At 64.3% G+C, this 23,363-nt stretch carries 21 protein-coding genes; 7 read left to right on the top strand and 14 right to left on the bottom strand.

Annotated elements, in window-relative coordinates; all coding sequences use genetic code 11:
* Positions 1 to 44: 44 nt before the first annotated feature.
* The 4 genes from I9018_RS28900 to I9018_RS28885 form a co-directional block, all read right to left on the bottom strand.
* Positions 45 to 803 carry an EboA domain-containing protein gene (locus I9018_RS28900; RefSeq protein ID WP_241108127.1) on the bottom strand — a complete coding sequence of 253 codons (759 nt, stop codon included), beginning with the start codon at positions 801 to 803 and terminating at the stop codon, positions 45 to 47.
* A complete protein-coding gene (locus tag I9018_RS28895) occupies positions 800 to 1,684 on the bottom strand; it encodes a UbiA family prenyltransferase (RefSeq protein WP_124347266.1) in 885 nt (294 codons plus the stop codon). Before I9018_RS28895 ends, I9018_RS28900 begins: the two co-directional genes overlap by 4 nt.
* Positions 1,681 to 3,561, bottom strand: coding sequence for a 3-dehydroquinate synthase (locus tag I9018_RS28890; protein ID WP_241108126.1), 1,881 nt, complete (start codon positions 3,559 to 3,561; stop codon positions 1,681 to 1,683). The genes I9018_RS28895 and I9018_RS28890 overlap by 4 nt, the downstream gene beginning before the upstream one ends.
* Before the next feature lie 591 nt (positions 3,562 to 4,152).
* Positions 4,153 to 4,704: a cysteine hydrolase family protein gene (locus tag I9018_RS28885; protein WP_068579103.1), complete on the bottom strand. Its 552-nt coding sequence runs from the start codon at positions 4,702 to 4,704 to the stop codon at positions 4,153 to 4,155.
* Positions 4,705 to 4,806: 102 nt separating this feature from the next.
* On the opposite strand from I9018_RS28885, the gene I9018_RS28880 reads away from it, so the two are divergent.
* Positions 4,807 to 5,790, top strand: a complete 984-nt coding sequence (locus I9018_RS28880) for a GlxA family transcriptional regulator (RefSeq protein WP_241108125.1) — start codon at positions 4,807 to 4,809, stop codon at positions 5,788 to 5,790.
* Between the two features lie 13 nt (positions 5,791 to 5,803).
* Here I9018_RS28880 and I9018_RS28875 read toward each other — a convergent pair whose 3' ends face one another.
* Entirely contained in the window at positions 5,804 to 7,012 is a 1,209-nt protein-coding gene (locus tag I9018_RS28875) for an MFS transporter (RefSeq protein ID WP_068579098.1), read from the bottom strand.
* A gap of 212 nt (positions 7,013 to 7,224) precedes the next feature.
* Here I9018_RS28875 and I9018_RS28870 point away from each other — a divergent pair, with 212 nt between their 5' ends.
* Positions 7,225 to 9,330, top strand: coding sequence for a mechanosensitive ion channel family protein (locus I9018_RS28870; protein ID WP_124347269.1), 2,106 nt, complete (start codon positions 7,225 to 7,227; stop codon positions 9,328 to 9,330).
* Positions 9,331 to 9,355: 25 nt separating this feature from the next.
* On the opposite strand, the gene I9018_RS28865 is transcribed toward I9018_RS28870, so the two are convergent.
* Complete coding sequence (locus I9018_RS28865; protein WP_241108124.1) at positions 9,356 to 12,931, bottom strand: DEAD/DEAH box helicase; 3,576 nt, start codon at positions 12,929 to 12,931, stop codon at positions 9,356 to 9,358.
* A gap of 193 nt (positions 12,932 to 13,124) precedes the next feature.
* Between I9018_RS28865 and I9018_RS28860 the strand changes: the two genes are divergently transcribed.
* Complete coding sequence (locus tag I9018_RS28860) at positions 13,125 to 14,009, top strand: sugar nucleotide-binding protein (RefSeq protein WP_068579091.1); 885 nt, start codon at positions 13,125 to 13,127, stop codon at positions 14,007 to 14,009.
* Complete coding sequence (locus I9018_RS28855) at positions 14,002 to 14,931, top strand: NAD-dependent epimerase/dehydratase family protein (RefSeq protein ID WP_124347271.1); 930 nt, start codon at positions 14,002 to 14,004, stop codon at positions 14,929 to 14,931. Before I9018_RS28860 ends, I9018_RS28855 begins: the two co-directional genes overlap by 8 nt.
* A gap of 59 nt (positions 14,932 to 14,990) precedes the next feature.
* On the opposite strand, the gene I9018_RS28850 is transcribed toward I9018_RS28855, so the two are convergent.
* The 5 genes from I9018_RS28850 to I9018_RS28830 all read right to left on the bottom strand — a co-directional run bounded on the left by I9018_RS28850 (position 14,991) and on the right by I9018_RS28830 (position 19,008).
* Positions 14,991 to 15,689 carry an OmpW family outer membrane protein gene (locus I9018_RS28850; protein WP_068579088.1) on the bottom strand — a complete coding sequence of 233 codons (699 nt, stop codon included), beginning with the start codon at positions 15,687 to 15,689 and terminating at the stop codon, positions 14,991 to 14,993.
* A 160-nt stretch (positions 15,690 to 15,849) separates the two neighbouring features.
* Positions 15,850 to 16,368 (bottom strand): DUF3299 domain-containing protein, encoded by a 519-nt coding sequence (locus I9018_RS28845; protein ID WP_176719717.1) that lies wholly within the window; start codon positions 16,366 to 16,368, stop codon positions 15,850 to 15,852.
* Positions 16,369 to 16,393: 25 nt separating this feature from the next.
* The gene (locus I9018_RS28840) at positions 16,394 to 17,659 is read right to left on the bottom strand and encodes an ABC transporter permease (protein ID WP_124347272.1); all 1,266 of its coding nucleotides are present in this window, start codon (positions 17,657 to 17,659) and stop codon (positions 16,394 to 16,396) included.
* Between the two features lies 1 nt (position 17,660).
* The gene (locus I9018_RS28835) at positions 17,661 to 18,371 is read right to left on the bottom strand and encodes an ABC transporter ATP-binding protein (protein ID WP_068579081.1); all 711 of its coding nucleotides are present in this window, start codon (positions 18,369 to 18,371) and stop codon (positions 17,661 to 17,663) included.
* Positions 18,372 to 18,411: 40 nt separating this feature from the next.
* Complete coding sequence (locus tag I9018_RS28830; RefSeq protein ID WP_124347273.1) at positions 18,412 to 19,008, bottom strand: DUF2796 domain-containing protein; 597 nt, start codon at positions 19,006 to 19,008, stop codon at positions 18,412 to 18,414.
* A 136-nt stretch (positions 19,009 to 19,144) separates the two neighbouring features.
* On the opposite strand from I9018_RS28830, the gene I9018_RS28825 reads away from it, so the two are divergent.
* Positions 19,145 to 19,507 carry a hypothetical protein gene (locus tag I9018_RS28825; RefSeq protein ID WP_241108123.1) on the top strand — a complete coding sequence of 121 codons (363 nt, stop codon included), beginning with the start codon at positions 19,145 to 19,147 and terminating at the stop codon, positions 19,505 to 19,507.
* A 57-nt stretch (positions 19,508 to 19,564) separates the two neighbouring features.
* Here I9018_RS28825 and trxA read toward each other — a convergent pair whose 3' ends face one another.
* From trxA to I9018_RS28810, 3 genes are read right to left on the bottom strand one after another with little or no spacing between them, the layout of a single operon-like run.
* On the bottom strand, positions 19,565 to 20,437 hold the full coding sequence (gene trxA, locus I9018_RS28820) for a thioredoxin (protein ID WP_241108122.1): 873 nt from the start codon (positions 20,435 to 20,437) through the stop codon (positions 19,565 to 19,567).
* Positions 20,438 to 20,468: 31 nt separating this feature from the next.
* Entirely contained in the window at positions 20,469 to 21,179 is a 711-nt protein-coding gene (locus I9018_RS28815) for a 50S ribosomal protein L11 methyltransferase (protein WP_241108121.1), read from the bottom strand.
* Positions 21,176 to 21,634 (bottom strand): YbaY family lipoprotein, encoded by a 459-nt coding sequence (locus I9018_RS28810; RefSeq protein ID WP_068579073.1) that lies wholly within the window; start codon positions 21,632 to 21,634, stop codon positions 21,176 to 21,178. The genes I9018_RS28815 and I9018_RS28810 overlap by 4 nt, the downstream gene beginning before the upstream one ends.
* A gap of 129 nt (positions 21,635 to 21,763) precedes the next feature.
* Between I9018_RS28810 and nrdR the strand changes: the two genes are divergently transcribed.
* Positions 21,764 to 22,228: a transcriptional regulator NrdR gene (gene nrdR / locus I9018_RS28805; RefSeq protein ID WP_031320603.1), complete on the top strand. Its 465-nt coding sequence runs from the start codon at positions 21,764 to 21,766 to the stop codon at positions 22,226 to 22,228.
* On the top strand, positions 22,225 to 23,358 hold the full coding sequence (gene ribD / locus I9018_RS28800) for a bifunctional diaminohydroxyphosphoribosylaminopyrimidine deaminase/5-amino-6-(5-phosphoribosylamino)uracil reductase RibD (RefSeq protein ID WP_241108120.1): 1,134 nt from the start codon (positions 22,225 to 22,227) through the stop codon (positions 23,356 to 23,358). Before nrdR ends, ribD begins: the two co-directional genes overlap by 4 nt.
* Positions 23,359 to 23,363: the final 5 nt, after the last annotated feature.

The raw sequence follows: 23,363 nt of genomic DNA, 5'->3' as shown, positions 1-23,363 counted from the left end.
GCGCTAGTGGTAGTGGAATGTCGTTGAACGCGGGTGCGAGCGTTTCAAGTGCCGGGTTGCAGATGCCCGAGCCAGTGCGCCGGCAAGCGTTGTTGCTGGCACAACCCGCGCAGGCGCTGGTGCTGGGCCTGGCTCAGCAAATCGAAGGCGATGGCCTGGGGCAGGCTGTCGCTGACGCTGCGCCCTGCTGCCAGGTGCTCTTCCATGTGTTCCAGGGCCAGTTGGTTGAGGTCGACGCTGAGCCGCTGCTCCAGGCCGGCGATGCGGCCGCAGTCCAGGCCCATGCCCAGGGTCTTGAGCAGCAGTTGGTGGAAGGCCCGGTCCTGGTAGTGGAGCGCGACGAAGGGGTTGTCCAGGGCGATGGCGGCGAACACCTCTCGGTTGTTGGTGCGCCCGGCCTGCAAAGCCAGCTCCAGGCAGCAGCCCTGGCTGTCGAGGTCGTCCAGGACCTTGAGCAGGACGCACTTTTCCTGATCGTCGCCCCACAGGAACAGCTGGCGCAGCAGCGGCTGTTGCCCGGCAACCTCTTGGTGTTCCAGCAGTTCGGCCAGCAGTACCGCGCGAGCCAGCTGGGTGCGGTTCCAGCCGGGGCTGACAGGGATATCGCCAAGGCGGCGCCGGCACTGGCTGCTGAGCAGTACCAGGGTATTGGCCGATGGCTGGGCGGCCAGTTGCTCCAGGGCCTGCTGCCACCAGGCGCGGGTATCGGTGTCCAACGGCTGCTCCAGCAGCCGGCGGCGCTCGGCAAAGGCCTCATGGCGAATGACGAGGGTTGGCGAGGGGGCGGTGACGTCCATGGTCATGTCGGCTTGATCCAGCGTTGAAGGTGGGGAAGCAGGAAGAACACCAGTACGCACAGCAGGCTGCCCAGCGGTTGGTTGGCCAGGGCCAGCACCAGGGCGTCGAACAACGGCAGGGCCGCCAGGCCTGCCCCGATGAAGGCGCGGATCTGCCGTTCCCGCGGGTTGGCCAGGTGGCGTTGGTAGTGCCAGCCCAGCCAGCCCAGCCAGAGCAGCAGCACCAGCCAGAACGCGCCGTTGTCGGCGTAGGCGGCCAGGGCCAGTGGGCTGAGCATCAGCAGCAGCGGCAAGCGGCTGAGCAATTGGTTGCGATGCTCGAGCCGGGCCAGGTAGGTCAGGCCGGCGATGTAGGTGCCCAACAAGGCGGCGCACAGCCACAGCGGCTGGGGCGGCATGGCCAGGCTGGCGGCGGCGGTCAGGTACAGGGCGGAGCGGCAGCCACCCATCAGCCATACGCTGTGGGGGTACTTCTTGTGCAGCAGGTCGTAGGCCAGGATGAACAGCAACAGCAACCCGGCGCTGGCCAGCAACCAGTGGGGCTGGCTGATCAACTGGCTGAGCCCGAGTACCGACAGGCTCGCCAGCAACAGCAGGGCCAGGGTGGCAAGGCGTACCTGGGCATGGCTGACCAGGCCCAGCACGATGGGGCGTGGATTCTGATGGCGTCGATCCCAATCGGCGTCCAGCAGGTCGTTGAGCAACATGCCCGCCAGGTACAACGCCGAGAGCGCTACCAGCAGCAGGGTCCAGACCAGCGGGGAGGGCGGTGCCAGGGTGGTGGCGCTGCTGGCCAGCAGGGCGGCGGCGATGGCATTGGTCCACACCGTCGGCAAGTTGGAGACCCGTCCCAGGGTCAGCCAGGTGTTCAGCGAGGCATGGCTCATCGCGCGCACTCCTGGGTCCAGATGAAATCCGGCCCGCCGAAACTGGCCAGGCGCAGCAATGCCTGCTCCATCACTGGCAACTCGATCTGGTGCAGGTCGATGGATTGCCCCAGGCGCTTGAGCATCGGGATCGATAGCTGCCCTCCCAGGTGCTGGCGGAACTCCTCCAGCCCTTGCAGGACCGGCGAGCGACCCTGGGTGTCCCGCAGGCCCAGTTCTGGAGGACACAGGTTGAAGCCCAGTCGTTCGAGCAGTCGCAGCAGGCGCTGGGCCTCACCGTCGCTCAGCAGGCCGATGGCGTTGGCGTAGAGCGCATCCAGGGCCATGCCCACGGCTACCGCCTCGCCGTGGCGCAACCGGTGCTGGCTGAGGTTCTCCAGTTTGTGGGCGGCCCAATGGCCGTAGTCCAGAGGGCGGCCATTACCGCGTTCGAAGGGGTCGCCGGCCCCGGTGATATGGCCCAGGTGCAACTCGGCGCAGCGGTGGATGGCGTAGCGGCTGGCCTCATGTTCGAAGCTTGCCAGGGCGGTGGCGTGTTGCTCCATCCACTGGAAGAAGTCTACGTCCTTGATCACCGCGACCTTCACCGCTTCGGCCAGGCCGGCAATCTGGTCGCGTTGCCCCAGGCTGCGCAGCAGTTGGAAGTCGTTGATCACGGCGGTGGCTGGGTAGAAGGCTCCCAGCAGGTTCTTCTGGGCGAACGCGTTGATGCCGTTCTTCACCCCGATGCCCGCGTCGTTTTGCGCCAGGACCGTGCTGGGGATGCGGATCAGGCGCATGCCCCGGTGGAAGGTGGCACAGGCATAACCCACGGCATCGAGCACGGCGCCTCCCCCCAGGGCCAGGACATGGCAGTGGCGATCCAGGCCGTGTTCGAGCATCTGTGCATACAGTTGCTGGAGCACCTCGGGAGTCTTGCTCAGCTCGCCCGCCGGAACCGGGATCGGCGCTGCCTTCAGGTGCAGCTCGCCAGCATGGGCGGCGAAGTAGTCGTCGATCTGTTGGGACAATTGCGGGCAGCAGAGCAGCAGGTGCTCATCGGCGAAGACCAGCACCGTGGCCTGCCCGGAGGGCTGCAGGAGTTGGCGATACAGGCAGGGGTTATCGACTTGGAAAATGTGCTCAGTGAACAGCACCGGGTAGTGGTAGCTGACTTCGAAGCGCCCCTGCAGTGCCTGTGTCTGGTCGGCGCAGGGGCGTGCGGCGCGAGGCTTGAGCAGGCTGCGGGCACCGAGGAACAACCCCGGTAGCACCATGCTCGCCAGGAGGGTTGCCAGCAGGGCGTCCTGTTCCACCAAAAGACTGCCGATGGCCGCGTAGGCCAGGGCCAGACCGGCATTGGCCAGGGTGGTGACCAACAGGAACTGGAGCAGTGGATAGCGCTGCATGCCGGCGGCCAGCACCGAGGTTTCCGCCAGGACCGGAACACCGCGCAGGCAGATCAGCGACAGGGTGCTGAGGCGATAAGCCAGCTGCCCGGGTTGCCAGCTCCGCAGGCCGAGCCAGTTGGACAGCAAGCGGAAGTACCCGGCCCCCAGCCAATAGCCCAGGATGGCGCCCAGGCACAGGCCGACGAAGATCACCAGATAACCTCCAACGGCACCCAGGGCGGCGACGGCCAGCAAGGCCACCAGGCTGGATGGCACTGGCAGCAGTACATCCAGTGCCAACAAAGTGACCAGGAGCAAGGCCAGGCTGGTACGTTGCAGAGGATCGCTGGGAAGGAAGTTGGCCAAGTGTTCGAGCAACTGTTGGATCTGTTGTTCGAACAGCAGGAAACTGCTGATGACCAGTGCTGTAAACAATAATAACGAGAGCCAATAGTTCTCGGCTGTACCCTTCAACGAAAAGGCACGAAGCAACGCACTGCGCTTCATCAAGTATCCCTCTTGATTGATATGACAAGTTCCGTGTCGGTGTCAGCGTAGTAAGGCGGATAGGCGTGCGGTTAGTTGAGCCCTCGACTGTTTTTTATTGGTTTTCTGGCGGCTGAAGAGCACTTCAGTGGCGAGTAGCTATCAAGTTAGTCAAGGCATCGGGTTTTGCAAGTGAGCCATGTTAGCTGGCTCGTAATGCAATTTTCTGGCCTCTTGGGAAAGTGTATCACCAGTGTTACAAGTGCCTTGGGCCTGTTGGGTTGGCAGAGGGGAGTGAATTCAAATGATAGTTTTAAAATAGCGAATTAAGGCCTAACTAACTATTAGTTGGCTATTGAGTTTGTTGTTTGTATTTACGCTATTCGATTGATTTTTTTGGAAAACATTTGCTAACTAATATGTTGGTTTATAGTTGCACTTCAAATAAATGCGAAGCATTCGCAATGTTTGCGGTTAGTTGATCGCGCGTTCAATGAGCATTAGACCCGTGACGGTTCAAGGAGCGTTGGGAGAGTGTTCGAGCCAGGTTGCCCGTCGACTACCAGGCAACCTTCGAAGCGTACGGCAAGTTAAGCGGCAGGACGTGCCGGTTCAATTCGCCGCGAGGAATTCCTCGGTGGACTGGACGCTGGCATAGGCAAAGGCCAGGGCCGACATCACGGCGCCCTGGACCTGGGCCGCCGGTACTCGTTGTCCATTGAACTCCAGGTCCAGGGTGGCACAGGCGTCATGGATCACCCGGACCGGATAGCCAAGGTCGGCGGCGGCCCGGGCGGTCCCCTCCACGCACATGTGGCTCATGTTGCCGACGATCACCAGTTCCTCGATTTCCCTTTGCTGGAGGATCGCTTGCAGTTCGGTCTCGCGAAACGCGTTGACGAAATGCTTGAGCACCACCGGCTCATCTCCCTGGTTGCGGACCTTGGCATGCAATTGCGCCCCCACGGAGCCGGGGGTGAAAAAGGCCGCGTCGTCGGAGCCGAACTCGTGGCGGATATGCACCACTGGTGTGCTCCTGTGCCGGAAGGCCTGGATCAGCCGGGCGGCGTTGTCCGCCGCGGCCTCGACCCCGACCAGCGGCCATTTGCCGCCGGCGAAGTAGTCGTTCTGGATATCGATTACGATGAGCGCCTGTCTGGCCATGGATGTTGCCTCCAAGTGAGTGTTCGATGTGGAGGCCAGTATCGGCACCTCGTGTGGCTTCGAGGATTGGCCGCACCGACATAAACAGGGGGAAAACTGACAGTGGGCATTCACGGCACGGTCGCCGAACTGGGCGTACTGCTTTATCCAGGTGTGCAAATGGCGGCGGTGCATGGCTTGACCGATCTGTTCGAAGTGGCCAATCGCGTGGCCGCCGAACAAGCCGAGGCACCATTGCCGAGGTTGCGGGTCAGCCATTGGCAGGCCGACGGCGAGCACGCTCCGGTACGGGTCTACGATAGCCTGGTGCATCCTCCTGGAAGTCTGCTGGCGGTCGTGATTCCTCCTTCGCTGGGCGGCTTTTGCACCAGCCAGTCCGGCGTGGGGCTGGCCACCTGGCTGCGCCAGCAACATGCCGCCGGGGCGACCTTGGGCGGCGTGTGCGTGGGCTCGATCCTGCTGGCCGAAAGCGGCCTGCTCGACGGGCGCAGCGCCACCACCCACTGGACCTCGGCCAAGGCTTTTGCCGAGCGTTATCCACAGGTGCGGCTGGAGGCTGACCAACCCATAGTCGACGATGGCGACCTGATCACTACGGCCGGGCTGATGGCCTGGGCGGAGTTGGGGTTGCGCCTGGTGGATCGCCTGTTGGGGCCGGGTGTGGCCAGGGCCACGGCGCGTTTTCTGGTGATGGAGCACAGCGACAGCGCCAGCCAGTGCGGTAGCAACTTCGCCCCGATCCTCAGCCATGGCGATGCCGCCATTCTCAAGCTGCAGCACTGGTTGCAGGCCAACGGTGCGGTGGATGTTTCGCTGGCGGCGATGGCCCGGGAGGCGGGACTTGAAGAGCGCACCCTGCTGCGGCGTTTCCGCACCGCCACTGGCCTCAAGCCCACCCAGTACTGCCAGCACCTGCGGGTGGGCAAGGCGCGGGAAATGCTCGAATTCAGCAACGGTACCATCGACCATATCGCCTGGACCGTGGGTTACCAGGACCCGGCGACCTTTCGCAGTCTGTTCAAGAAGATCACCGGCCTGGCGCCCAGCGAATACCGCAATCGCTTCGGCGCCAGCCGGGGCCAGTGACCGGCCTGCAGCCTCAGTGACTGGCCAGGCCCCGGGCGTTGTCGGCGGTTGCGGTGAATGCCGGGTCCTGGCGATCCAGGCGCCCGCTCAGGGCGGTGAGGGCCAGGGCCACCAGTACCACCAGTGCGCCGATCCAGGCGGTATGGATCAGTCCCAGGTGGGCGACGATCAGGCCACCCAGCCAGGCACCGCCAGCGATCCCCAGGTTGAAGGCCGCGATGTTCAAGCCCGAGGCCACGTCCACCGCTTGCGGCGTGTGATGCTCGGCCTGGCGCACGACATAGACTTGCAAGCCAGGCACGTTGCCGAAGGCCACTGCCCCCCATACCAGCACGGTGAGCAGCGCCAGCCACGGGTTGCCGGCGGTGAAGGTGAGTAACAGCAATACGCCGGCCAAGAGGGTGAAGATGATCTTCAGCGCGCCGATCGGACCGCGACGGTCGGCCAGCTTGCCGCCCCAGATATTGCCTGCCGCTACCGAGACACCGTAGATCAGGAGCACCAGGCTGACGGTGCTGGCGCTGAAGCCGGAGATGTCCTGGAGGATCGGCGCCAGGAAGGTGAAGGCGATGAACGAACCGCCGTAGCCCACCGCCGTCATGGCATACACCAGCAGCAGGCGTGGCTGTTTCAGTACTTGCAACTGCTGCACCAACGAGGCCGGGCGGCTGTGGGCAATGTTCTTCGGCACGTACAGCAGGCTGCCGACAAAGGCGATCACCCCCAGGGCGGAAACGGCGAGGAAGGTTTCGCGCCAGCCAAAGTGCTGGCCGATAAAGGTGCCCAGGGGCACACCGGTGACCAGGGCCACCGTCAGCCCGGTGAACATGATGGCAATGGCGCTGGCGGCCTTTTCCTTGGACACCAGGCTGGTGGCGATGGTCGAGCCGATGGAGAAGAACACCCCATGGGCCAGGCCTGTGACGATGCGCGCCAGCACCAGGGATTCATAGCTGGGGGCTTTCCAGGCCAACAGGTTGCCAAGGGTGAAGAGCACCATCAGCGACAGCAGCAGGAGCTTGCGCGCAACCTTGCCGCTCAGCGCGGTGAGCACCGGGGCGCCGATGGCCACTCCCAGGGCGTAGAGGCTCACCAGCAGCCCGGCGGATGGCAGGCTGACCCCAAGGTCGGCGCCGATAGTGGGTAACAGGCCAACGATGACGAACTCGGTCGTTCCGATGGCGAATGCGCTGAGGGTCAGCGCGAGCAAGGCAATGGGCATCACTGCGACTCCGGTTGAAGTTGAATGGCGCGCAGTGTCCGGTTTTGACTCGTGCGGAAAAATAGCCCTATCAGCACAAGATATTTGCGTCTTGATCAAGTATTTCCCTGGGGCGGTGATGCCGGGGTGAACTTGGCCGGGCAAAAAAATGCGAACTTGCTGGCCATTTCTTGATCAGCTCCTTACAGACCCTGCTGAAGGAGCCCCGCGTCGTGTTGAATTTCAAGACCGCGATTCTGCTCGGGGTGCTGCTCTTGCTGGGCAGCAGCGAGCTGGATGCCGCTCCTGCGGCAACCGACCCGGTACCAGCCCCGCAGAAGCCGGAGCTGCTGGTGGAGGGCGGGCTGTTGGGGGCCATCAGTTCGAGCATCGATGAGGTTCAGGACAAGCTCGATCTCAACCAGAACCTGATCGATGCCTGGCGTTTGCGGGCCGACCGTGCCGCCGATGAGGTGGGGCGCCTGGTCAGCCAGCCATCGGACCGCTCGGGCTGGAGCGTGGCCTGGGATTTCCTGGTGCTGTCCGGAGCCTGGCTGGCCAGTTTCGCCCTGCTCACCCTGTCGGGAGGATGGCTGGTACGACGGCTGGCGCAGCAGCACTGGCTGTTGGCGCGCCCACGGGGCCGGGCCTTGCTGGAGTACCTGTTGCCCTACACCTTGCCGGCGTTGATCAGCCTGCCGTTGACGCTGTACGCCAGCCATTCACTGGCAGGTTCGGTGGGGCGCGCCCTGGCGCTGTGCCTGGCCTATGCCACCAGCAGCGGGATCGTCTCCACCTCGGTGCTGTTGTGCCTGATCGTGCTGTTCAACGTGGGGCACAAGCGCCCGGCGGTCCGGGTGATCCGCGGCTACTGTCCCAAGCCGCTGTTTCTCATGGGGTTCCTTGCGGCCCTCAGCGATGCCCTGGCCAGTCCACAGATCGCTCGCCAACTGGGCGGCAACATCACCAGCAGCGTGGCGGTGGCCACCGGCCTCCTGGCTTCGGTGTTCTTCGCCATGCTGGTGGTCCGCTTGCGCCGACCGGTGGCGCAGCTGATTCGCAACCGTCCGCTGTCCCAGCGTCTTGGCCAACCTGCATTGCAGGAGTCGCTGCGGATCTTTTCCGGGCTCTGGTACTGGCCGATCCTGCTGATGGTGCTGGTCTCGGCGGTCAATTTGATCGGCGCCGGAGAGGACAGCCAGGAGACCTTGCGCTGCGCCTTGCTGACCACCGCCTTGCTGATTGCCACGGTCTTTCTCAGCACCCTGCTGCAACACGTGTTCAAGTCGCGCAGTGCCGCGGCGATCCAGCGCAGCAGCGCCTACAAGGAGCGCTTCCTCAGCCTGCTACACGCCTTGCTCAGGATTGTCATGGCGATTGCCTTCATTGAAATACTCGGGCGTATCTGGGGGCTCTCGCTGTTCGAGTTCGCCCAACGCAACGCCGTGGGCCGCGCCATCAGCGACTCGTTGAGCAGCATCGGCCTGATCTTCCTGGTGACCTGGCTTTTGTGGGTGGTGCTGGATACCGCGATCCAGGAGGCCCTCAAGCCGCCCCTCAACAAACGCGCCGCGCGCCAGCCCAGCACCCGGGTCAAGACCATCCTGCCGTTGCTGCGCAACGCGATCAAAATCATCCTGGTGGTGATCTGCGCGATCACCACCATGGCCAATGTGGGGATCAACGTGGCGCCATTGCTGGCCGGTGCCGGGGTGGTCGGCCTGGCCATTGGCTTCGGTTCCCAGCAATTGGTACAGGACGTGATCACCGGCCTGTTCATCATCATCGAGGACACGCTGTCCATCGGTGATTGGGTGGTGCTGGATTCCGGCCATGCCGGTACGGTGGAGGGCCTGACCATCCGAACGCTGCGCCTGCGCGATGGCAAGGGCTTCGTGCACTCGGTGCCGTTCGGCCAGATCAAGGCGGTCACCAATCAATCGCGGCAGTTCGCCTTCGCCTTCTTCTCGGTGCAGTTCACCTACGACTCCGATGTCGACAAGGCCATCGAGCTGATCCGCGAGGCTGGCCGCTCCATCAGCGACGATCCATTCCTCAAGTACAGCCTGCAAGGCGGCCTGGACGTGTTTGGGGTGGACAAGATGGACCTCAACGGCGTGGTGCTGACGGCGCAGTTTCGTACGGTGTCCGGCGGCCAGTACGCGGTGACCCGGGCGTTCAACCAGCGCTTGAAGAAGCTTGTGGATAACTCGCCCTGGGTGCATTTCGCCCAGACTTATCCACAGCAGGTGATGTTGCCAGCGCGACGCAGCCATGAGGATGAACCGGAGCAGGAGGAGTCGGCCCTGCTGTTGCCCGAGGCACCGCGTCCGCAGTGAGCCCTGGCCCCCGTTGGTGGTGAGGCTACAGGGCGTGCCGTACCAGCTTGTTGCGCAGGGCCTGGGCGTCCTGGGGGGGCAGTTCCAGCCAGAAGTGCTGGGTTCCGGCGATCTCGGCAGCGGCCGGCAGGCCATCGCGGTACACCAGGCGGTTGCCGCTCAAGGCCGGGACCTTGGGGCCCGGCAGCAGGGTCCCGGCCAGGTTCAGCGGGTCCACGCCGCACACCGCTACCAGGCTGCCATCGTGGGGGCGGTGGCGTACTTGGCGCAGCACTGGAATGGCCTCTGGCAGGGCGAACTGTTCGCCGGCCAGGCCACTGACGAAACGCCCGCCGCGGATTTCTCCCCGGGCCTCCAGGCGATGCAGGGTGCGCAGCAGTTCGCGCCAGGTGGGCAGCCAATCGGCCTCGCGCTCCAGCAGGCGCCAGAACACCACGCCGTAGCGCCGCAACAGGGTCATGGCCACATGCTCGAGGGTGATCGCCGGGTCCTGGCTCGATGAGCGGCGTAGCAGCGCCCAGCGCCCGGCATCGTCCATGCCGCCGATCAAGGCTCCACGGCCACGCCGGCCGCTGCGGCTCTGGCGTTTGCTCGCGGGCGTGATCAAGGCCCGCAGGCCGGCGAAGCTATCGGCGTTGACCAGGCCTGCGCCCACCAGCTCCTGCAGCACGTTTTCCAGTTCACTGCGCAACAAGTGGCTTTCATGCAGCAGTTCATCGAAGAACAGCGCGCCCTGCTGGCCGAGCACGTCGTGAACCTTTTGTGCCTTGGCCGACAGCGTGGCGCCGGTGGGGTTGGCCAGGCTGTTCCAGAGAGGCGCCTGGGCCCGGGGCAGGAGCACGATCGGCGTGCTGCGCAAGGCCGCACTGGCAGGCTTGCCACTGGCGTTGATCCGGCTCCAGGCCACTTTGCCGTTGCGACACAGCTCATCCAGCCAACGGCTGCTGTAGTCCTTCAGGCGCATGGGCAGCAGGTCGCTGTCCCAGGCCGAGGCAGCGGCCGGATAGCCTTCGAGCTGGCCGACCACTTCGGCCAGCATGGCGCTGCCCTGGCCCTGGGTGTGCGGGGACAGGCGTTGCCAGTCGAACAGGAACCGCATGAAGTCTTGCAGGGCCACGGGTTCGATCTCCCGGCGCAGGCGCTTCACCGTATAGCGGTGGATCCTCGCCAGCAGGTGCCGCTCGCACCATTGTTCCTGGCGACTGCCGGGGTTGAAGCGACCGCGCAGCACATAGCCTTCAGTCTCGAGCTGGACCAGGGCCTGGCTGATTTCCCCGGCTGCCAGGCCCAGGGGCGTGGCGATCTGCTCCAGGGTCAGTGGGGCGAAGCCACTGAGCCGCGCGCGGACCACCTCCACCAGCGCGTCTTGCGCGTCCCAGGCCTGGTCGAAACCCGCTAGCGGTTGCAGTGACGGTTGCACAGGGAGCCCTGGATAGACCGCTTGCAGGCAGTTGATGCGCTCCAGGGCCAGCCATAGCCTGTGCTCGGGGTCCGGTTGCAGGGCGCAGGCGCGGCCCTGGCTGGCCAGGCTTTCCAGCCACTGGTTCCAACCGGGGTTGGCCTGGACCTCGGTGGCGCTGATGCAACCCAGGCTCATCAGGGCTTCGTGCATTTCATCGGCACTGCCTGGTGTCGGCCAGGCCTCGGCGGCCACGGCCTTGATCGCGTCGGCATCCAGGGCGCCGAGGTCGTCGCTGGCTTGTGGATCGCTCCAGCGCCGCGCCAGCACAGCCTGGGTCCGGCGTTCTTCCAGAGGGGCGTCGTCGAGAAAGGTATAGGGCTTGGCGTTGAGAATCTCGGCTGCCAGCGGCGAAGGAGCAGGCAGTTCGCGGCTGAGCAGACGGACCTGGCCCTGTTCCATGCGACGCAGGAGTCCGAGCCAGCCTTCACAGTCCATGGCCTGGTGCAGGCAGTCGTCCAGGGTTTGCTCCACCAGCGGATGGTCGGGAATCTGTCGTTCGCCGGCGAGGTTTTCCAGGCAGGCGATCTGGTCGGGAAACACGCTGGCGATCAGGTCTTCGCTTTTCATCCGCTGGATCTGCGGCGCCACCTTGCGTCCGCCGCTGAAGCGCGGCAGGGCCAGGGCTACACCGGCATTCCAGCGCCAGCGCACGCCGAACAGCGGGGCATCCAGGAGTGCCTGGACCAGGATGTGCTCGGCGCTATTGCTGTGCAAGTAGGCGCTGCGCAGGCCCTGGCGGGCATTGAAGCCTTCGGCGAGCATCCGCAGCAGCGCCTGGTAGTGCTGCGCGTCCAGGTCGGCGTAGGGCGTGGCTCGGCGTAGCATGTCCAGCAGGGCGGCTTCCGGCCATTCCTGGCAACTGACCTCGGCGACGATCTGCTGGGCCAGTACGTCCAGCGGCGCCCGGGGGATCGACAGGCTGTCCAGTTCTGCCCGGCGCACGCAATCGAGCAGGGCGGTGCACTCGACCAGGTCGTCCCGGGTCAGGGCGAACAGGCGGCCCTTGGGCGTGCCGCCTACCTGGTGCCCGGAGCGCCCGACCCGTTGCAGGAACGCCGAAATCGAGCCCGGCGAACCGATCTGGCACACCAGGTCGACATCGCCGATGTCGATGCCCAGTTCCAGGGAGGCCGTGGCGACCAACACTTGCAGGTCTCCAGACTTGAGCCGCTGCTCGGCTTCCAGGCGCTGTTCCTTGGCCAGGCTACCGTGGTGCGCGGCTACCGCCTGCTTGCCCAGGCGCTCGCTCAGGTGCCGGGCCAGGCGTTCGGCCAGGCGCCGGGTGTTGACGAATATCAAGGTGGTGCGATGTGCCCGGGCCAGGCTGCACAGGCGCTCGTAGACCAGCTCCCAGATATCGTTGGCCATTACCGCCGATAGCGGCACCGGTGGTACTTCGATCGCCAGGTCCCGGGGACGGGCATGGCCGATATCGACGATTTCGCAGGGTCGCCCCTGGCCGGCGAGAAAGCGCGAGACCGCCTCGATGGGTTTTTGCGTGGCAGACAAGCCAATGCGCAACAAGGGTTCGCTACAGAGCGCCTGCAAGCGCTCCAGACTCAGGGCCAGATGGCTGCCGCGCTTGCTGTCGGCCAGCGCGTGGATCTCATCGACGATCACGGTGCGGGTAGTGGCCAGCATCTGTCGTCCGGAGTCCGAGCCCAGCAGGACATAGAGGGATTCGGGGGTCGTGACGAGGATCTGCGGAGCCTTCTTGCGCATCGCGCTGCGCTCTTTCTGCGGGGTGTCGCCGGTGCGTACGGCAGTGCGAATGGCCAGTTGTGGCAGGTCCATCAGGCGCAGTTGTTCGGTGATCCCGGCCAGGGGCGCTTGCAGGTTGACCTGGATATCGTTGCTCAGGGCCTTGAGCGGCGAGACGTAGACCACCAGGGTGGCATCCGGCAGTTGGCCGCCCGCGTCCAGGCCTTGGCGCACCAGCTCGTCGATGACCGCGAGAAAGGCGGTCAGGGTCTTGCCCGAGCCGGTCGGTGCGGCGATCAGGGTCGAGCGCCGTTGGGCGATCAGCGGCCAGGCCTGGGCCTGGGCCGTGGTCACGGCGGCGAAAGTATGCTGGAACCAGGCACGCACGGCCGGGTGAAAACCGTCCAGTGCCAGGTTCGCGGATTCGGCAAGGTTCATGGCAGAAGTTATGCGGCCGTCCGGGGCAACTTGCAAGCAGCGGCTATCGCCGTTGGGAGGCATCGACACATTCTCAGTGACGGTTGCGCCACAAACCCGCAAAATGCAACGATTCTGGCAATTCTTGACGGCCGATCCCCTAAGATCGGCCAATCCAAACCATCGTTCTGAACAGACTGGGCCTGCTGACTCTATGCGAATGCGCCTTATGTTACTGGGCGGCGGAAATGCCCTTGGGCAGGCGCTGATTCGCCTGGGTGCGGAGGAAGACATCAACTTCCTCGCGCCTCGTCCCCCGCAAGACGGTTGGGACGCCGCGAGTCTCACGCAACTGCTCGATGACACCCGCCCGGATGCCTTGATCAACCTGGCTTACTACTTCGACTGGTTTCAGGCGGAGGCCGTGAGCGAGGAGCGCCTGGGCGGCCAGGAACGGGCGGTCGAACGGCTGGCCGAGCTTTGCCAGCATCACAACATCATCCTTGTGCAGCCTTCCAGCTACCGGGTATTCGATGGTTCCCGGGCCACGGCCTATAGCGAGAAGGACGAGCCCGTACCCCTGGGGTTGCACGGCCAGGCCTTGTGGCGCATCGAGCAAAGCGTGCGCGCCACCTGCCCGCAGCATGTACTGCTGCGTTTCGGCTGGCTGCTGGATGACAGTGCCGAGGGTATCCTCGGGCGTTTCCTGGCCCTGGCCGAGTCGCCGCAGGCGTTGCCCATGGCCGATGACCGCCGGGGCAATCCGACGCCGGTGGACGACGCTGCGAGGGTGATCATTTCGGTGCTCAAGCAACTCGACTGCGCTGCGCCTCTGTGGGGCACCTACCACTACGCGGGCCAGGAAGCGACCACGCCCCTGGCCTTGGGCCAGGCGGTGCTCAGCGAGGCACGGCAATTGCGTCCGCTGGCTGTGGAGGCGCCCACCGCGCAGGCCCACGCGGCGTTCGCCGATGCTGCCGAAGAGCCGCAGCATGCGGTGCTGGCCTGCAAGAAGATTCTTCACACTTTCGGAATCAAGCCGCGGGCCTGGCGTGCCGCGCTCCCGAGTTTACTGGATAGGTTCTATCGTCATGGCTGATGGCCTTGTATTGATCACCGGCGGTGCCGGCTTCATTGGTTCGCACCTGACCGACGCCCTGTTGGCCAAGGGTTATCGGGTGCGGGTGCTGGACGACTTGTCCACTGGCAAACCAAGCAACTTGCCGCTGGATAACCCGCGGGTTGAACTGATCGAAGGCGATGTCGCCGATGCGGCCCTGGTGAACCGGGCCATGCAGGGCTGCAGTGCGGTGGCCCACCTGGCTGCCGTGGCTTCGGTACAGGCTTCGGTGGACGATCCGGTACAGACTCACCAGAGCAACTTCATCGGCACCCTGAATGTGTGCGAGGCCATGCGCCAGCATGGTGTGAAACGGGTGTTGTTCGCTTCCAGCGCGGCGGTCTATGGCAACAATGGCGAAGGCCAGTCCATCGATGAAGACACGCCCAAGGCACCGTTGACGCCTTATGCTTCGGACAAGCTGGCCAGTGAGCACTACTTCGACTTCTACCGGCGCCAACATGGCCTGGAGCCTGCGGTCTTCCGTTTCTTCAATATCTTCGGCCCGCGCCAGGACCCATCGTCGCCATATTCCGGGGTGATCAGCATCTTCAGCGAACGGGCTGAGCAGGGCCTGCCGATCACCGTGTTCGGCGATGGCGAGCAGACCCGGGACTTTGTCTATGTGGGTGACCTGGTGGATGTACTGGTGCAGGCCATCGAGGCTCCGCGGCTGGAAGTGGGGGCCGTCAACGTCGGCTTGAACCAGGCGCTGAGCCTCAAGCAGATGCTCGCGGCCCTGGCCGAGGTCGTGGGTGAGCTGCCCCCGATCAGCTACGGTCCGGCCCGCTCCGGCGATATTCGGCATTCGCGAGCCAACAACCAACGGTTGCTACAGCGCTTTACCTTTGCCGAGCCCACTCCGATGAAGGTCGGCCTGGCCCGCTTGCTCGGGCGCTGAGGTTTTTCGCAGTCATGAAAAAGGCGCCTGCAAAGGCGCCTTTTTCGTGTCTGCCGGGCTTAGAACTTGTAGCCCAGGCCCACCATGTAGACCCAAGGGTCGACATCGACGTTGACTTTGGCACGAGTGCCGGCGGCCAGGGCATTGTTATCCACATAGGCCCGGGTATCGATATCGATGTAGCGCACCTGGGCGTTGAGCATGATGTTGTCGGTCAGCATGTAGTCGGCACCGACCTGCCAGGCCAGGCCCCAGGAGTTCTTGGCGCGGAAGTTGTCGAAGCCTGCGGATTGGGCACGGCTGCCGACGTGTTCGTCATAGATCCAGGTGTAGTTGATACCGGCACCGACATAAGGCTGGAACGCCGACTTGTGGTCCAGTGGGTAGTACACCACGCTCAAGGTAGGTGGCAGGTGCTTGAGGGTACCGAGCTTGCCGTTGGCCGGGGCCAGAGAAGTGTCCTTGATTTTCACGTCATGTTCGAACGGAGTCGCGGCCAGCAGTTCGATACCGATGTTGTTGGTCACCATGTAGGCGAAGTTGAGACCCAGCTGGGTGTCGCTGCTCATGGTCGCCTTGCCGCCCAGGTTGGCACCGGCCAGGGGACCGCTGTCGACCTTGACGTCGGAACTGTTGGCTTTTGGATTGACGGTGATCGCACCGGCACGAACGATGATGTCACCAGCATCGTGGGCGTTGGCAATCGGGGCGGCGAGTGCGAGCGCAATCAGGGAAGCGCTAAGCAGTGACTTGTGCATGGGAGCTCCAAAGGACGATTCAAATTGGCTATGTCCAATGGTAAGGACCGTCAAGTTGATCGCCTTGACTCAGCTCAATGAAATTGCGAACCCCCAGCCAGCGCCTGAACTATTCTTTTGCCCCGCACTCTTTTGCCGTTCGCCCTTGACGCCGTTGTAGTCACTCCGGAAGTTCGTAGACGTAGATTTTCTGTGCCGCCATCTGGTAACCGGCATCCGCCAGTTCACTGGTGGAGGGTTTGACCTGCATGGCGCCTTCGATCCAGTAAGGCTGGTACAGCTCATCGAGCTTGACCCCCAGCTCGCTGGTGACGTGGACGATCTGGTTCGACGGGGGCGGTGGTACATGGATGCAGGCACCGAAGTACGGCACCAGCAGGAAGTCCGTGGTGCGGCCTTCTTCGTTCACCTCCAGGGGCACGATGTAGCCGGGCAGGCGCACTGACTGGCCATCGAGGCTCTTGACCACCGGGGCGTCGGGCAACTCCTGCTTGGCGGCGGGCGCCGACTCGGCGGACAGCGCATCGCTCATCTGGGACAGGTCATGCAGGGGCTTCATGTTCGGTACTTCCGGCGGGGCGTCGGCCGGGATCATTTCCACCCAGGTCAGGTCCCGGGGGGCGCCTGCCCATAGCAGTGGGCTGACCAGCAAGGACAGGGCAAGCAGCAGGCCCGACAGGCGTTGGTTCTTCATCAATCGGTGCTCACAAACGAATCGACAGGCCATCGGCCAGGGATTGCCGGTAGGCGCGCCATGCCGGCACGCAACCCATCAGCAGCGCGGCGATCAGGATAGCGCCCAGTAGCGTCCACTCATACTGGGTCGGCCACGAGAGCGGCAGGTACAGGCCGTAGTTCGACTGCACGTAGCCCTGGGCAAGGGCGATGCCCAGGTAGAGCAAGCCCAGCCCGGCCAGCACGCCTGCCAGCGCCAGGGCAAAGGCTTCCAGTACCAGCAGGGTCGCGATATGCCAGGGGCGGGCGCCCACCGAGCGCAGGATGGCCATTTCCCGACGGCGTTCGTTGAGGCTGGTGAGGATCGCCGTGAGCATGCCGATCAGGCCCGTGAGAACCACGAACAGCGAGACCACGAACAAGGCCTTCTCGGCGGTCCCCATCAGGCTCCAGAGTTCCTGCAGGGCCACGCCGGGGAGAATCGCCAGCATGGGTTCGCCACGAAACTCATTGATCTCGCGTTGCAGGGCGAAGGTCGAGATCTTGCTGTTCAGGCCAAGCATGAACGCGGTGATGGCCTGGGGCGTGAGGTCCATGTTACGAGCCTGGTCGGCACTGATGCGTCCTTCGCCGCGAGCGGGCACGCCGTTGTGCCAGTCGATGTGGATGGCCTCCATGCCGCCCAGGCTGATGTGCAGGGTACGGTCCACGGGGGTGCCGGTGCGCTTGAGGATGCCCACGACGGTAAAGGGCTTGTCATCGTGCTTGACCAGGCTGATGGCCGCTACGCCATGGGCCAGTACCAGCTGGTCCCCCAGCTTGTAGTGCAGCGCCTCGGCGACTTCGGCTCCCAGCACCACCTCGAATGGATCGCTGGCGAAGGCCCGGCCCACCGCCAGTTGCAGGTTCTGCTGGTGGCCGTATTGGTAGTGCTGGAAGTAGGCTTCGGTGGTCCCCATGACCCGATAGCCGCGATGGGAATCGCCCAGGGAAATCGGGATTGCCCATTTCACCTTCGGGTTGCTGGCGAAGTGCTCGAAGCTGTCCCAGCGGATGTTGTTGGTGGCGTTGCCGATACGAAACACCGAGTACAGCAGCAGGTTCACCGAGCCCGAGCGGGCGCCGACGATCAGGTCGGTACCGCTGATGGTACTGGCGAAGCTGGCCCGGGCTTCGGTGCGCACCCGTTCTACCGCCAGCAACAAGCAGACTGAAAGGGCGATGGCGAAGGCCGTGAGGAATGCGGTGAAACGGCGGTTAGCCAGGCTGGCCATGGCTAGGCGGAACAGATACATCTCAGACCTCGGCAGGCTTGGCGGCGCGATTGAGTTCGGCCAGCGACAGGTTGCGATCGAACAGGGGAGCCAGGCTCTGGTCGTGGCTGACGAACAGCAGGCTGGCGCCGGCCTCGCGGCATTCGGTGAACAGCAACTGGATGAAGGCCTCGCGGGCGTCATGGTCCAGTGCCGAGGTGGGTTCGTCGGCGATCACCAGCTCTGGCTGGCCGATCAATGCCCGGGCCGCCGCGACCCGTTGCTGCTGGCCGATGGACAACGAATCGGCGCGGCGGCCGAGCAGGCCAGGATCGCTCAGGCCCAGGTGGGCCAGCAGGGTGGCTGCGGCCTGGTCGACACTGCCGTGGCGCTGCACGGCGCGGCTGGCCCGCAGTTTGGAGAAGTGGCAGGGCAACTCGACGTTCTCGCGCACCGAAAGGAAGGGCAGCAGATTGAATTGTTGGAAGATGTAGCCGGTGTGATCGACACGAAAGCGGTCGCGGGCGCCGGCGGACAGTTCGGTCAACTCCTGGCCCAGCAGGCGGATGCTGCCCCGGCTGGGTTTCTGCACGCCACCGAGCAGGCCCAGCAAGGTGGTCTTGCCGCTCCCGCTGGGGCCCTTGAGAAACAGCGTTTCGCCGACCTCCAGGGCAAAGGCCGGGATATCCAGCAGTGGTGGATGCCCGGGCCAGTTGAAGCCCAGGTCGGACAGTTCGATGAGTGCTTGGGTCATGTTCAGCCGATCAGCAAGTGGATATCGCCGGGAGTGGCGCTCAGAACTTCAGCGTAGCGGCCTTGGCGGTAGCTTCGACCCCCTGCTGGCCGCTTGGCGAAATCAGTTGTACCTGGATTTTCTGGGTAGCGGGGAAGGTCTTGAAGACCTGTGCCAGGTCGAGGTCCTTCAGGGCTCCCGGCTGGGTGCAGGTGAACTGGTAATGGGCGTGGATCTCACTGTGTTCATGGTGATGAGCGTGGCCGTCGTTGGTTTCTTCGTGCTCGTCATCATCATGATCGGCGGCGGGCTGGTCGCCGAACAACGGGCTTTCCAGCTCCTGCTTGGCCACACTGCAACTGGCTGCGGAGGGCAGGTTGAACAGGGCCAGCGGTTGTTCCAGTTGCTTGCGAGCGGCGGCCACCTTGGCCTTGTCGGCGTCGGTGCTCGGGGCGTGTTCGAAACCCACCAGGTTCATCGCCGGGCTTTCCAGTTCCAGCTCCAGGGCTTGGCCGTCGAGCACTGCGTTCAAGCGAGCCACGCCATGTTCGTGGGTTCCGAGGCTGCCGTGTTCATGCTCGTGTTCATGGGCTTGCGCGGCCTGGGCAGCGACCAGTGGCAACAGGGCGAACGGCAAGGCGAGTAGCAGGCGGCGCATGGCGAGTCTCCGAGGCGAAGATGAAATAAATGTTATGTAATCTTATAACGATATTGCCGGCAGAGTTTGACTGCCCGCTTGGCGTTGCGCAAGACGCGTGGGAGCATGCTCGTCAGAAAATTTTGGGAGCACAGCGATGGTGCGGATTCACGGAAGCATCGGCGACTGGCCGGTGGATTTGACCCTGGAGCTGGACGAGGACGATTGGGCGCGACTGGCCGGGCAGTTGGGAGGGCAATTGCAGGCCGGCAGTGCGGCCCAACCGGTGGCCACTGGCATGGCCAGCAAGCCTGCGAGCCAGGATGACACCCTGTGGCAGACCGCCAAGGACCTGCTGTGCCAGGCCGGCCAGATGAGCGGGCCGGAGTTGTTGGAGCAACTGGAGGGGCTGACTGGCAGCGCGGCGGCAGGCAAGCGTTTGCTGGTACGCCTGCGCCACTGTGCCCAGGTGAAGGTGATCAGCGGCGCGGATACCCCGATCTACCATTGGGTACCCTAAGGGTATGGATTACCGGGCCGGCCAGGCCTTTCAGCTGGCCGGTCGGCCCCGGCAGGATCAATACAGCGCGGCGAACAGCTTGCGCCGGTAGGTGGTCACCAGCGGGTGATCGTTGCCCAGCAGGTCGAAGACTTGCAGCAAGGTCTTGTGGGCAATGCCTTCGCTGTAGCTGCGGTTACGCACGAACAGCTTGAGCAGGGCTTCCAGGGCGGCCTCGTACTGTTGGCGGGCCAGTTGCTGGATGGCCAGTTGGTAGGCCGCTTCGTCGTCTTGAGGGTCCTTGGCCAGGCGTGCCTTGAGGTCGGCGGCATCCGGCAGGCTTGCGGCCTGCTTGAGGAAGGTGATCTGCGCCTTGGCCCCGGCCAGGGCGGCCTTGTGCTCATCGCTCTTGACCGCATCGAGCACGGTCTGGGCTTCGCCCAGCTCCCCGCGCTCGGCCAGGCAGCGGGCGTAGAGGATCAGGGCCTTGGCATTGCTGTTGTCTTCGCTCAACAGTGCCTTGAGCAGGGCTTCGGCGTCGCCGATACGGCCCTCGCTGAACAGGGTCTCGGCCTGTTCCAGCGGATCGGCCGCCGCCGGTGGGGGCATCTGCACATGAGGCTCGAGCATGGCCCGGACCGCCGATTCGGGCTGGGCACCGGCAAAACCATCCACTGGCTGGCCATCCTTGAACAGCACCACGGTGGGCAGGCTGCGGATGCCGAAGCGGGCGACGATGTCCTGCTCGATGTCGCAGTTGACCTTCGCCAGCAGCAGTTCGCCCTGATAGCTCTCGGCGATTTGCTGCAGCATCGGCATCAGCGCTTTGCAGGGCGCACACCACTCGGCCCAGAAGTCCACCAGGACCGGCTTGTGGAAGGAGTTCTCGATCACCGACTGGTCGAAATCAGCGGTATGGGCATCGAAGATGTACGGCGTGTCCTGACTCATTGGGTCTCTCGAATATGCGGTTATGGCGCCACTATAAAGCGTGCTCGGGGGTGATCGCCATCGCTGGCGCGACCGTTGCCCGGGCCAATGGCCGTTGTGCGTGGTACAGGCTCACATTGCGAAATTCCCAGGGCTCGGCCAGGTCCGGCAGGGTCAGGGCATTGAGCATTTCCAGGCGTTGGTACAGCGGATGCTGGAAGTCCCTGACCCGGGAGTCCGCCACCAGGGCCTCACGGCCACGACTGAGGAATTCATCCAGCAGGGGCAGGTTGGCGCGGTCGTAGAGCACGTCGGCCACCAGGATCAGGTCAAAGCGATCGGCTTCGTTGAAAAAGTCGGTGCTGTAGCCCAGTTCCACCTCATTGAGCTCGGCATTGGCCCGGCAGGCGGCAATGGCCAGGGGGTCGAGGTCGCAGGCCACCACTTCCAGCGCGCCAGCCTTGGCCGCGGCGATAGCCGCTACGCCGGAGCCGCTACCGAAGTCCAGCACCCGCTTGCCTTGCACCCAATGCGGGTGGGCCGCCAGGTAGCGGGCCAGGGCCAGGCCGCTGGCCCAGCAGAAGCTCCAGTAGGGCGGTTCGTGAAGGATGCGCCGGGTCTCCTCGGGGGTGAAGGCGCGGTCCATGTTCTGGGCATCGATCAGCCAGAGCCGGAGCTCGGTCTCGGGCAATTCGCAAGCTACCAATCGTGAGTCACCCAGCAGCTCGCCGAGGGCGTCTTGTAGGTCGAGCGGTACGTTCATGGGGCTTTGACGAGCTGCAATTGCCCCAGGGCCTGGGTGGTGGGTTGGTCGATACGGCGTGCCGGCAGGTGCAGGATCAACTGCCCGGATTGGCTGGCACGGCCACGCAGCTCGACCCTGGCGCCGGCCGGAAAGGCCTCGGGAGCGAAGCGCAGGCGAAATGGCAGGGGTTGGCTGGTGCCGGTGAGGTTGCTACTGGCCAGCAGGCGTTGCGGACGCCCGCGCTCATCGATCACCAGCAGGGCCAGCTCGACATCGGCGCCGGCTGGTACGCCGTCAAGGCTGCCGCTCAACTCGCGCTGATAGGCCGGCAAGGGGCCGAGATCGACAGGTTCCTGGTTCTTTTTCACCGACTGTTGCTGCGAGGAAGTGGGCGCCGCGGGTTTCGGGGCATCGCTGCTGCAAGCGACCAGCAGGCTGACAAGACTGAGCAGAACAAGCGGTCTGAGCGGCATTTGAAGCTCCAACAAGGCAGGTTTCCATGTGCGAAACATAATAGTCGGTCTGTATACCGTAAAGGCTATGGCTTGTCTTGCCAGTGGGATGCGCTACCATGGCCCTCCCTTTTTTTGTTGCCTGCCACCATGCACTGTCCCTTCTGCGGTGCCAACGACACCAAGGTCATCGACTCGCGTCTGGTCGCCGAGGGCGAACAGGTTCGTCGCCGGCGTGAATGCCTGGCCTGTGGTGAACGTTTCACTACTTTCGAAACTGCCGAACTGGTGATGCCGCGTCTGATCAAGACCGACGGCAGCCGCCAGCCCTTCGACGAAGACAAACTACGCGCGGGCATGCAGCGCGCCCTGGAAAAACGCCCGGTGAGCGTCGAGCGCCTGGAAGCGGCGCTGGCCCATATCAAGCACAAGCTGCGTGCCACTGGCGAACGCGAGGTGAAGTCCCTGGTCGTGGGTGAACTGGTGATGGGCGAGCTGCAAAAGCTCGACGAAGTCGCCTACATCCGCTTCGCCTCGGTATACCGGCGCTTCCAGGACCTCGACGAATTCCGCGAAGAGATCGATCGCCTTGCCCGTGAGCCGGCCAAGCAATGAGCCAGCCAGCGGAACAAGCGATCCTCGACGCCCACTACATGGCCCGCGCGCTGGAACTGGCGCGCAAGGGCTTGTACACCACCCATCCCAATCCTCGTGTCGGTTGCCTCATCGTGCGCGACGGCGAAGTGGTGGGCGAAGGCTGGCATGTGCGGGCCGGTGAACCTCACGCTGAGGTGCATGCCTTGCGCGCCGCCGGGGAAAAGGCCCGTGGCGCCACCGCCTACGTGACCCTCGAACCCTGCAGCCACCACGGTCGTACCCCGCCTTGTGCCGATGCCCTGGTCGGTGCCGGGGTTGCGCGGGTGGTCGCGGCGATGCAAGACCCCAACCCGCAAGTCGCCGGTCGTGGCATGCGACGCCTGGCCGAGGCCGGCATTGCCGTCCAGAGCGGTGTGCTGGAGAGTGAGGCGCGAGCGATCAACAAGGGCTTCCTCAAGCGCATGGAGCATGGCTTGCCTTATGTGCGAGTCAAGCTGGCCATGAGCCTGGATGGTCGTACTGCCATGGACAGCGGCGAAAGCCAGTGGATCACCGGAGCCGCGGCACGCTCGGCGGTGCAACGCCTGCGCGCCGAGTCCAGTGTGGTCTTGACCGGTGCCGACACGGTGCTGGCAGACGATGCCCGGTTGACTGTACGCGCTGGCGAACTGGGCCTGGACCCCGAGCAGACGGCCTTGGCCATGAGCCGGCCGCCGCTGCGAGTCCTGGTCGATGGTCGCCTGCGAGTGCCGCTGGGGGCTCCGTTCTTCAAGGCCGGGCCCGCCCTGGTAGCCACCTGTGCGGCTGTCGAGGAGCAACATGCCAATGGTCCCGAGTGCCTGAATGTACCTGGCGCCGATGGCCAGGTGGACTTGCACCGCCTGCTCCAGGAGCTGGCCGCTCGCGGCGTCAACGAGGTGCTGGTGGAAGCCGGCCCGCGCCTAGCTGGAGCGTTCGCCCGGCAAGGGCTGGTGGATGAGTACCAGATCTTCGTCGCTGGCAAGTTCCTGGGGTCCACGGCCCGGCCTTTGCTGGACTGGCCCCTGGCGCGGATGAGCGAGGCGCCATTGCTCAAGATCATCGAAATGCGCGCAGTGGGCGATGACTGGCGAGTCACTGCCATCCCGGCCCCGCCAGCGAGCGTATAATTCCC

The organism is Pseudomonas sp. MPFS, from assembly GCF_022537035.1.
GTDB classification, from domain to species: domain Bacteria; phylum Pseudomonadota; class Gammaproteobacteria; order Pseudomonadales; family Pseudomonadaceae; genus Aquipseudomonas; species Aquipseudomonas sessilinigenes.
Note: the sequence above shows the minus strand (reverse complement) of the source record. Positions and strands in the feature narration are given on the sequence as shown.

Bases quoted from the DNA above. Each gene is read 5' to 3' on its own strand.
- I9018_RS28900 (WP_241108127.1), bottom strand. From the start codon at position 803: ATGACCATGGACGTCACCGCCCCCTCGCCAACCCTCGTCATTCGCCAT.
- I9018_RS28895 (WP_124347266.1), bottom strand. From the start codon at position 1,684: ATGAGCCATGCCTCGCTGAACACCTGGCTGACCCTGGGACGGGTCTCC.
- I9018_RS28890 (WP_241108126.1), bottom strand. From the start codon at position 3,561: ATGAAGCGCAGTGCGTTGCTTCGTGCCTTTTCGTTGAAGGGTACAGCC.
- I9018_RS28885 (WP_068579103.1), bottom strand. From the start codon at position 4,704: ATGGCCAGACAGGCGCTCATCGTAATCGATATCCAGAACGACTACTTC.
- I9018_RS28875 (WP_068579098.1), bottom strand. From the start codon at position 7,012: ATGCCCATTGCCTTGCTCGCGCTGACCCTCAGCGCATTCGCCATCGGA.
- I9018_RS28865 (WP_241108124.1), bottom strand. From the start codon at position 12,931: ATGAACCTTGCCGAATCCGCGAACCTGGCACTGGACGGTTTTCACCCG.
- I9018_RS28860 (WP_068579091.1), top strand. From the start codon at position 13,125: ATGCGAATGCGCCTTATGTTACTGGGCGGCGGAAATGCCCTTGGGCAG.
- I9018_RS28855 (WP_124347271.1), top strand. From the start codon at position 14,002: ATGGCTGATGGCCTTGTATTGATCACCGGCGGTGCCGGCTTCATTGGT.
- I9018_RS28850 (WP_068579088.1), bottom strand. From the start codon at position 15,689: ATGCACAAGTCACTGCTTAGCGCTTCCCTGATTGCGCTCGCACTCGCC.
- I9018_RS28840 (WP_124347272.1), bottom strand. From the start codon at position 17,659: ATGTATCTGTTCCGCCTAGCCATGGCCAGCCTGGCTAACCGCCGTTTC.
- I9018_RS28835 (WP_068579081.1), bottom strand. From the start codon at position 18,371: ATGACCCAAGCACTCATCGAACTGTCCGACCTGGGCTTCAACTGGCCC.
- I9018_RS28830 (WP_124347273.1), bottom strand. From the start codon at position 19,008: ATGCGCCGCCTGCTACTCGCCTTGCCGTTCGCCCTGTTGCCACTGGTC.
- I9018_RS28825 (WP_241108123.1), top strand. From the start codon at position 19,145: ATGGTGCGGATTCACGGAAGCATCGGCGACTGGCCGGTGGATTTGACC.
- trxA (WP_241108122.1), bottom strand. From the start codon at position 20,437: ATGAGTCAGGACACGCCGTACATCTTCGATGCCCATACCGCTGATTTC.
- I9018_RS28815 (WP_241108121.1), bottom strand. From the start codon at position 21,179: ATGAACGTACCGCTCGACCTACAAGACGCCCTCGGCGAGCTGCTGGGT.
- I9018_RS28810 (WP_068579073.1), bottom strand. From the start codon at position 21,634: ATGCCGCTCAGACCGCTTGTTCTGCTCAGTCTTGTCAGCCTGCTGGTC.
- nrdR (WP_031320603.1), top strand. From the start codon at position 21,764: ATGCACTGTCCCTTCTGCGGTGCCAACGACACCAAGGTCATCGACTCG.
- ribD (WP_241108120.1), top strand. From the start codon at position 22,225: ATGAGCCAGCCAGCGGAACAAGCGATCCTCGACGCCCACTACATGGCC.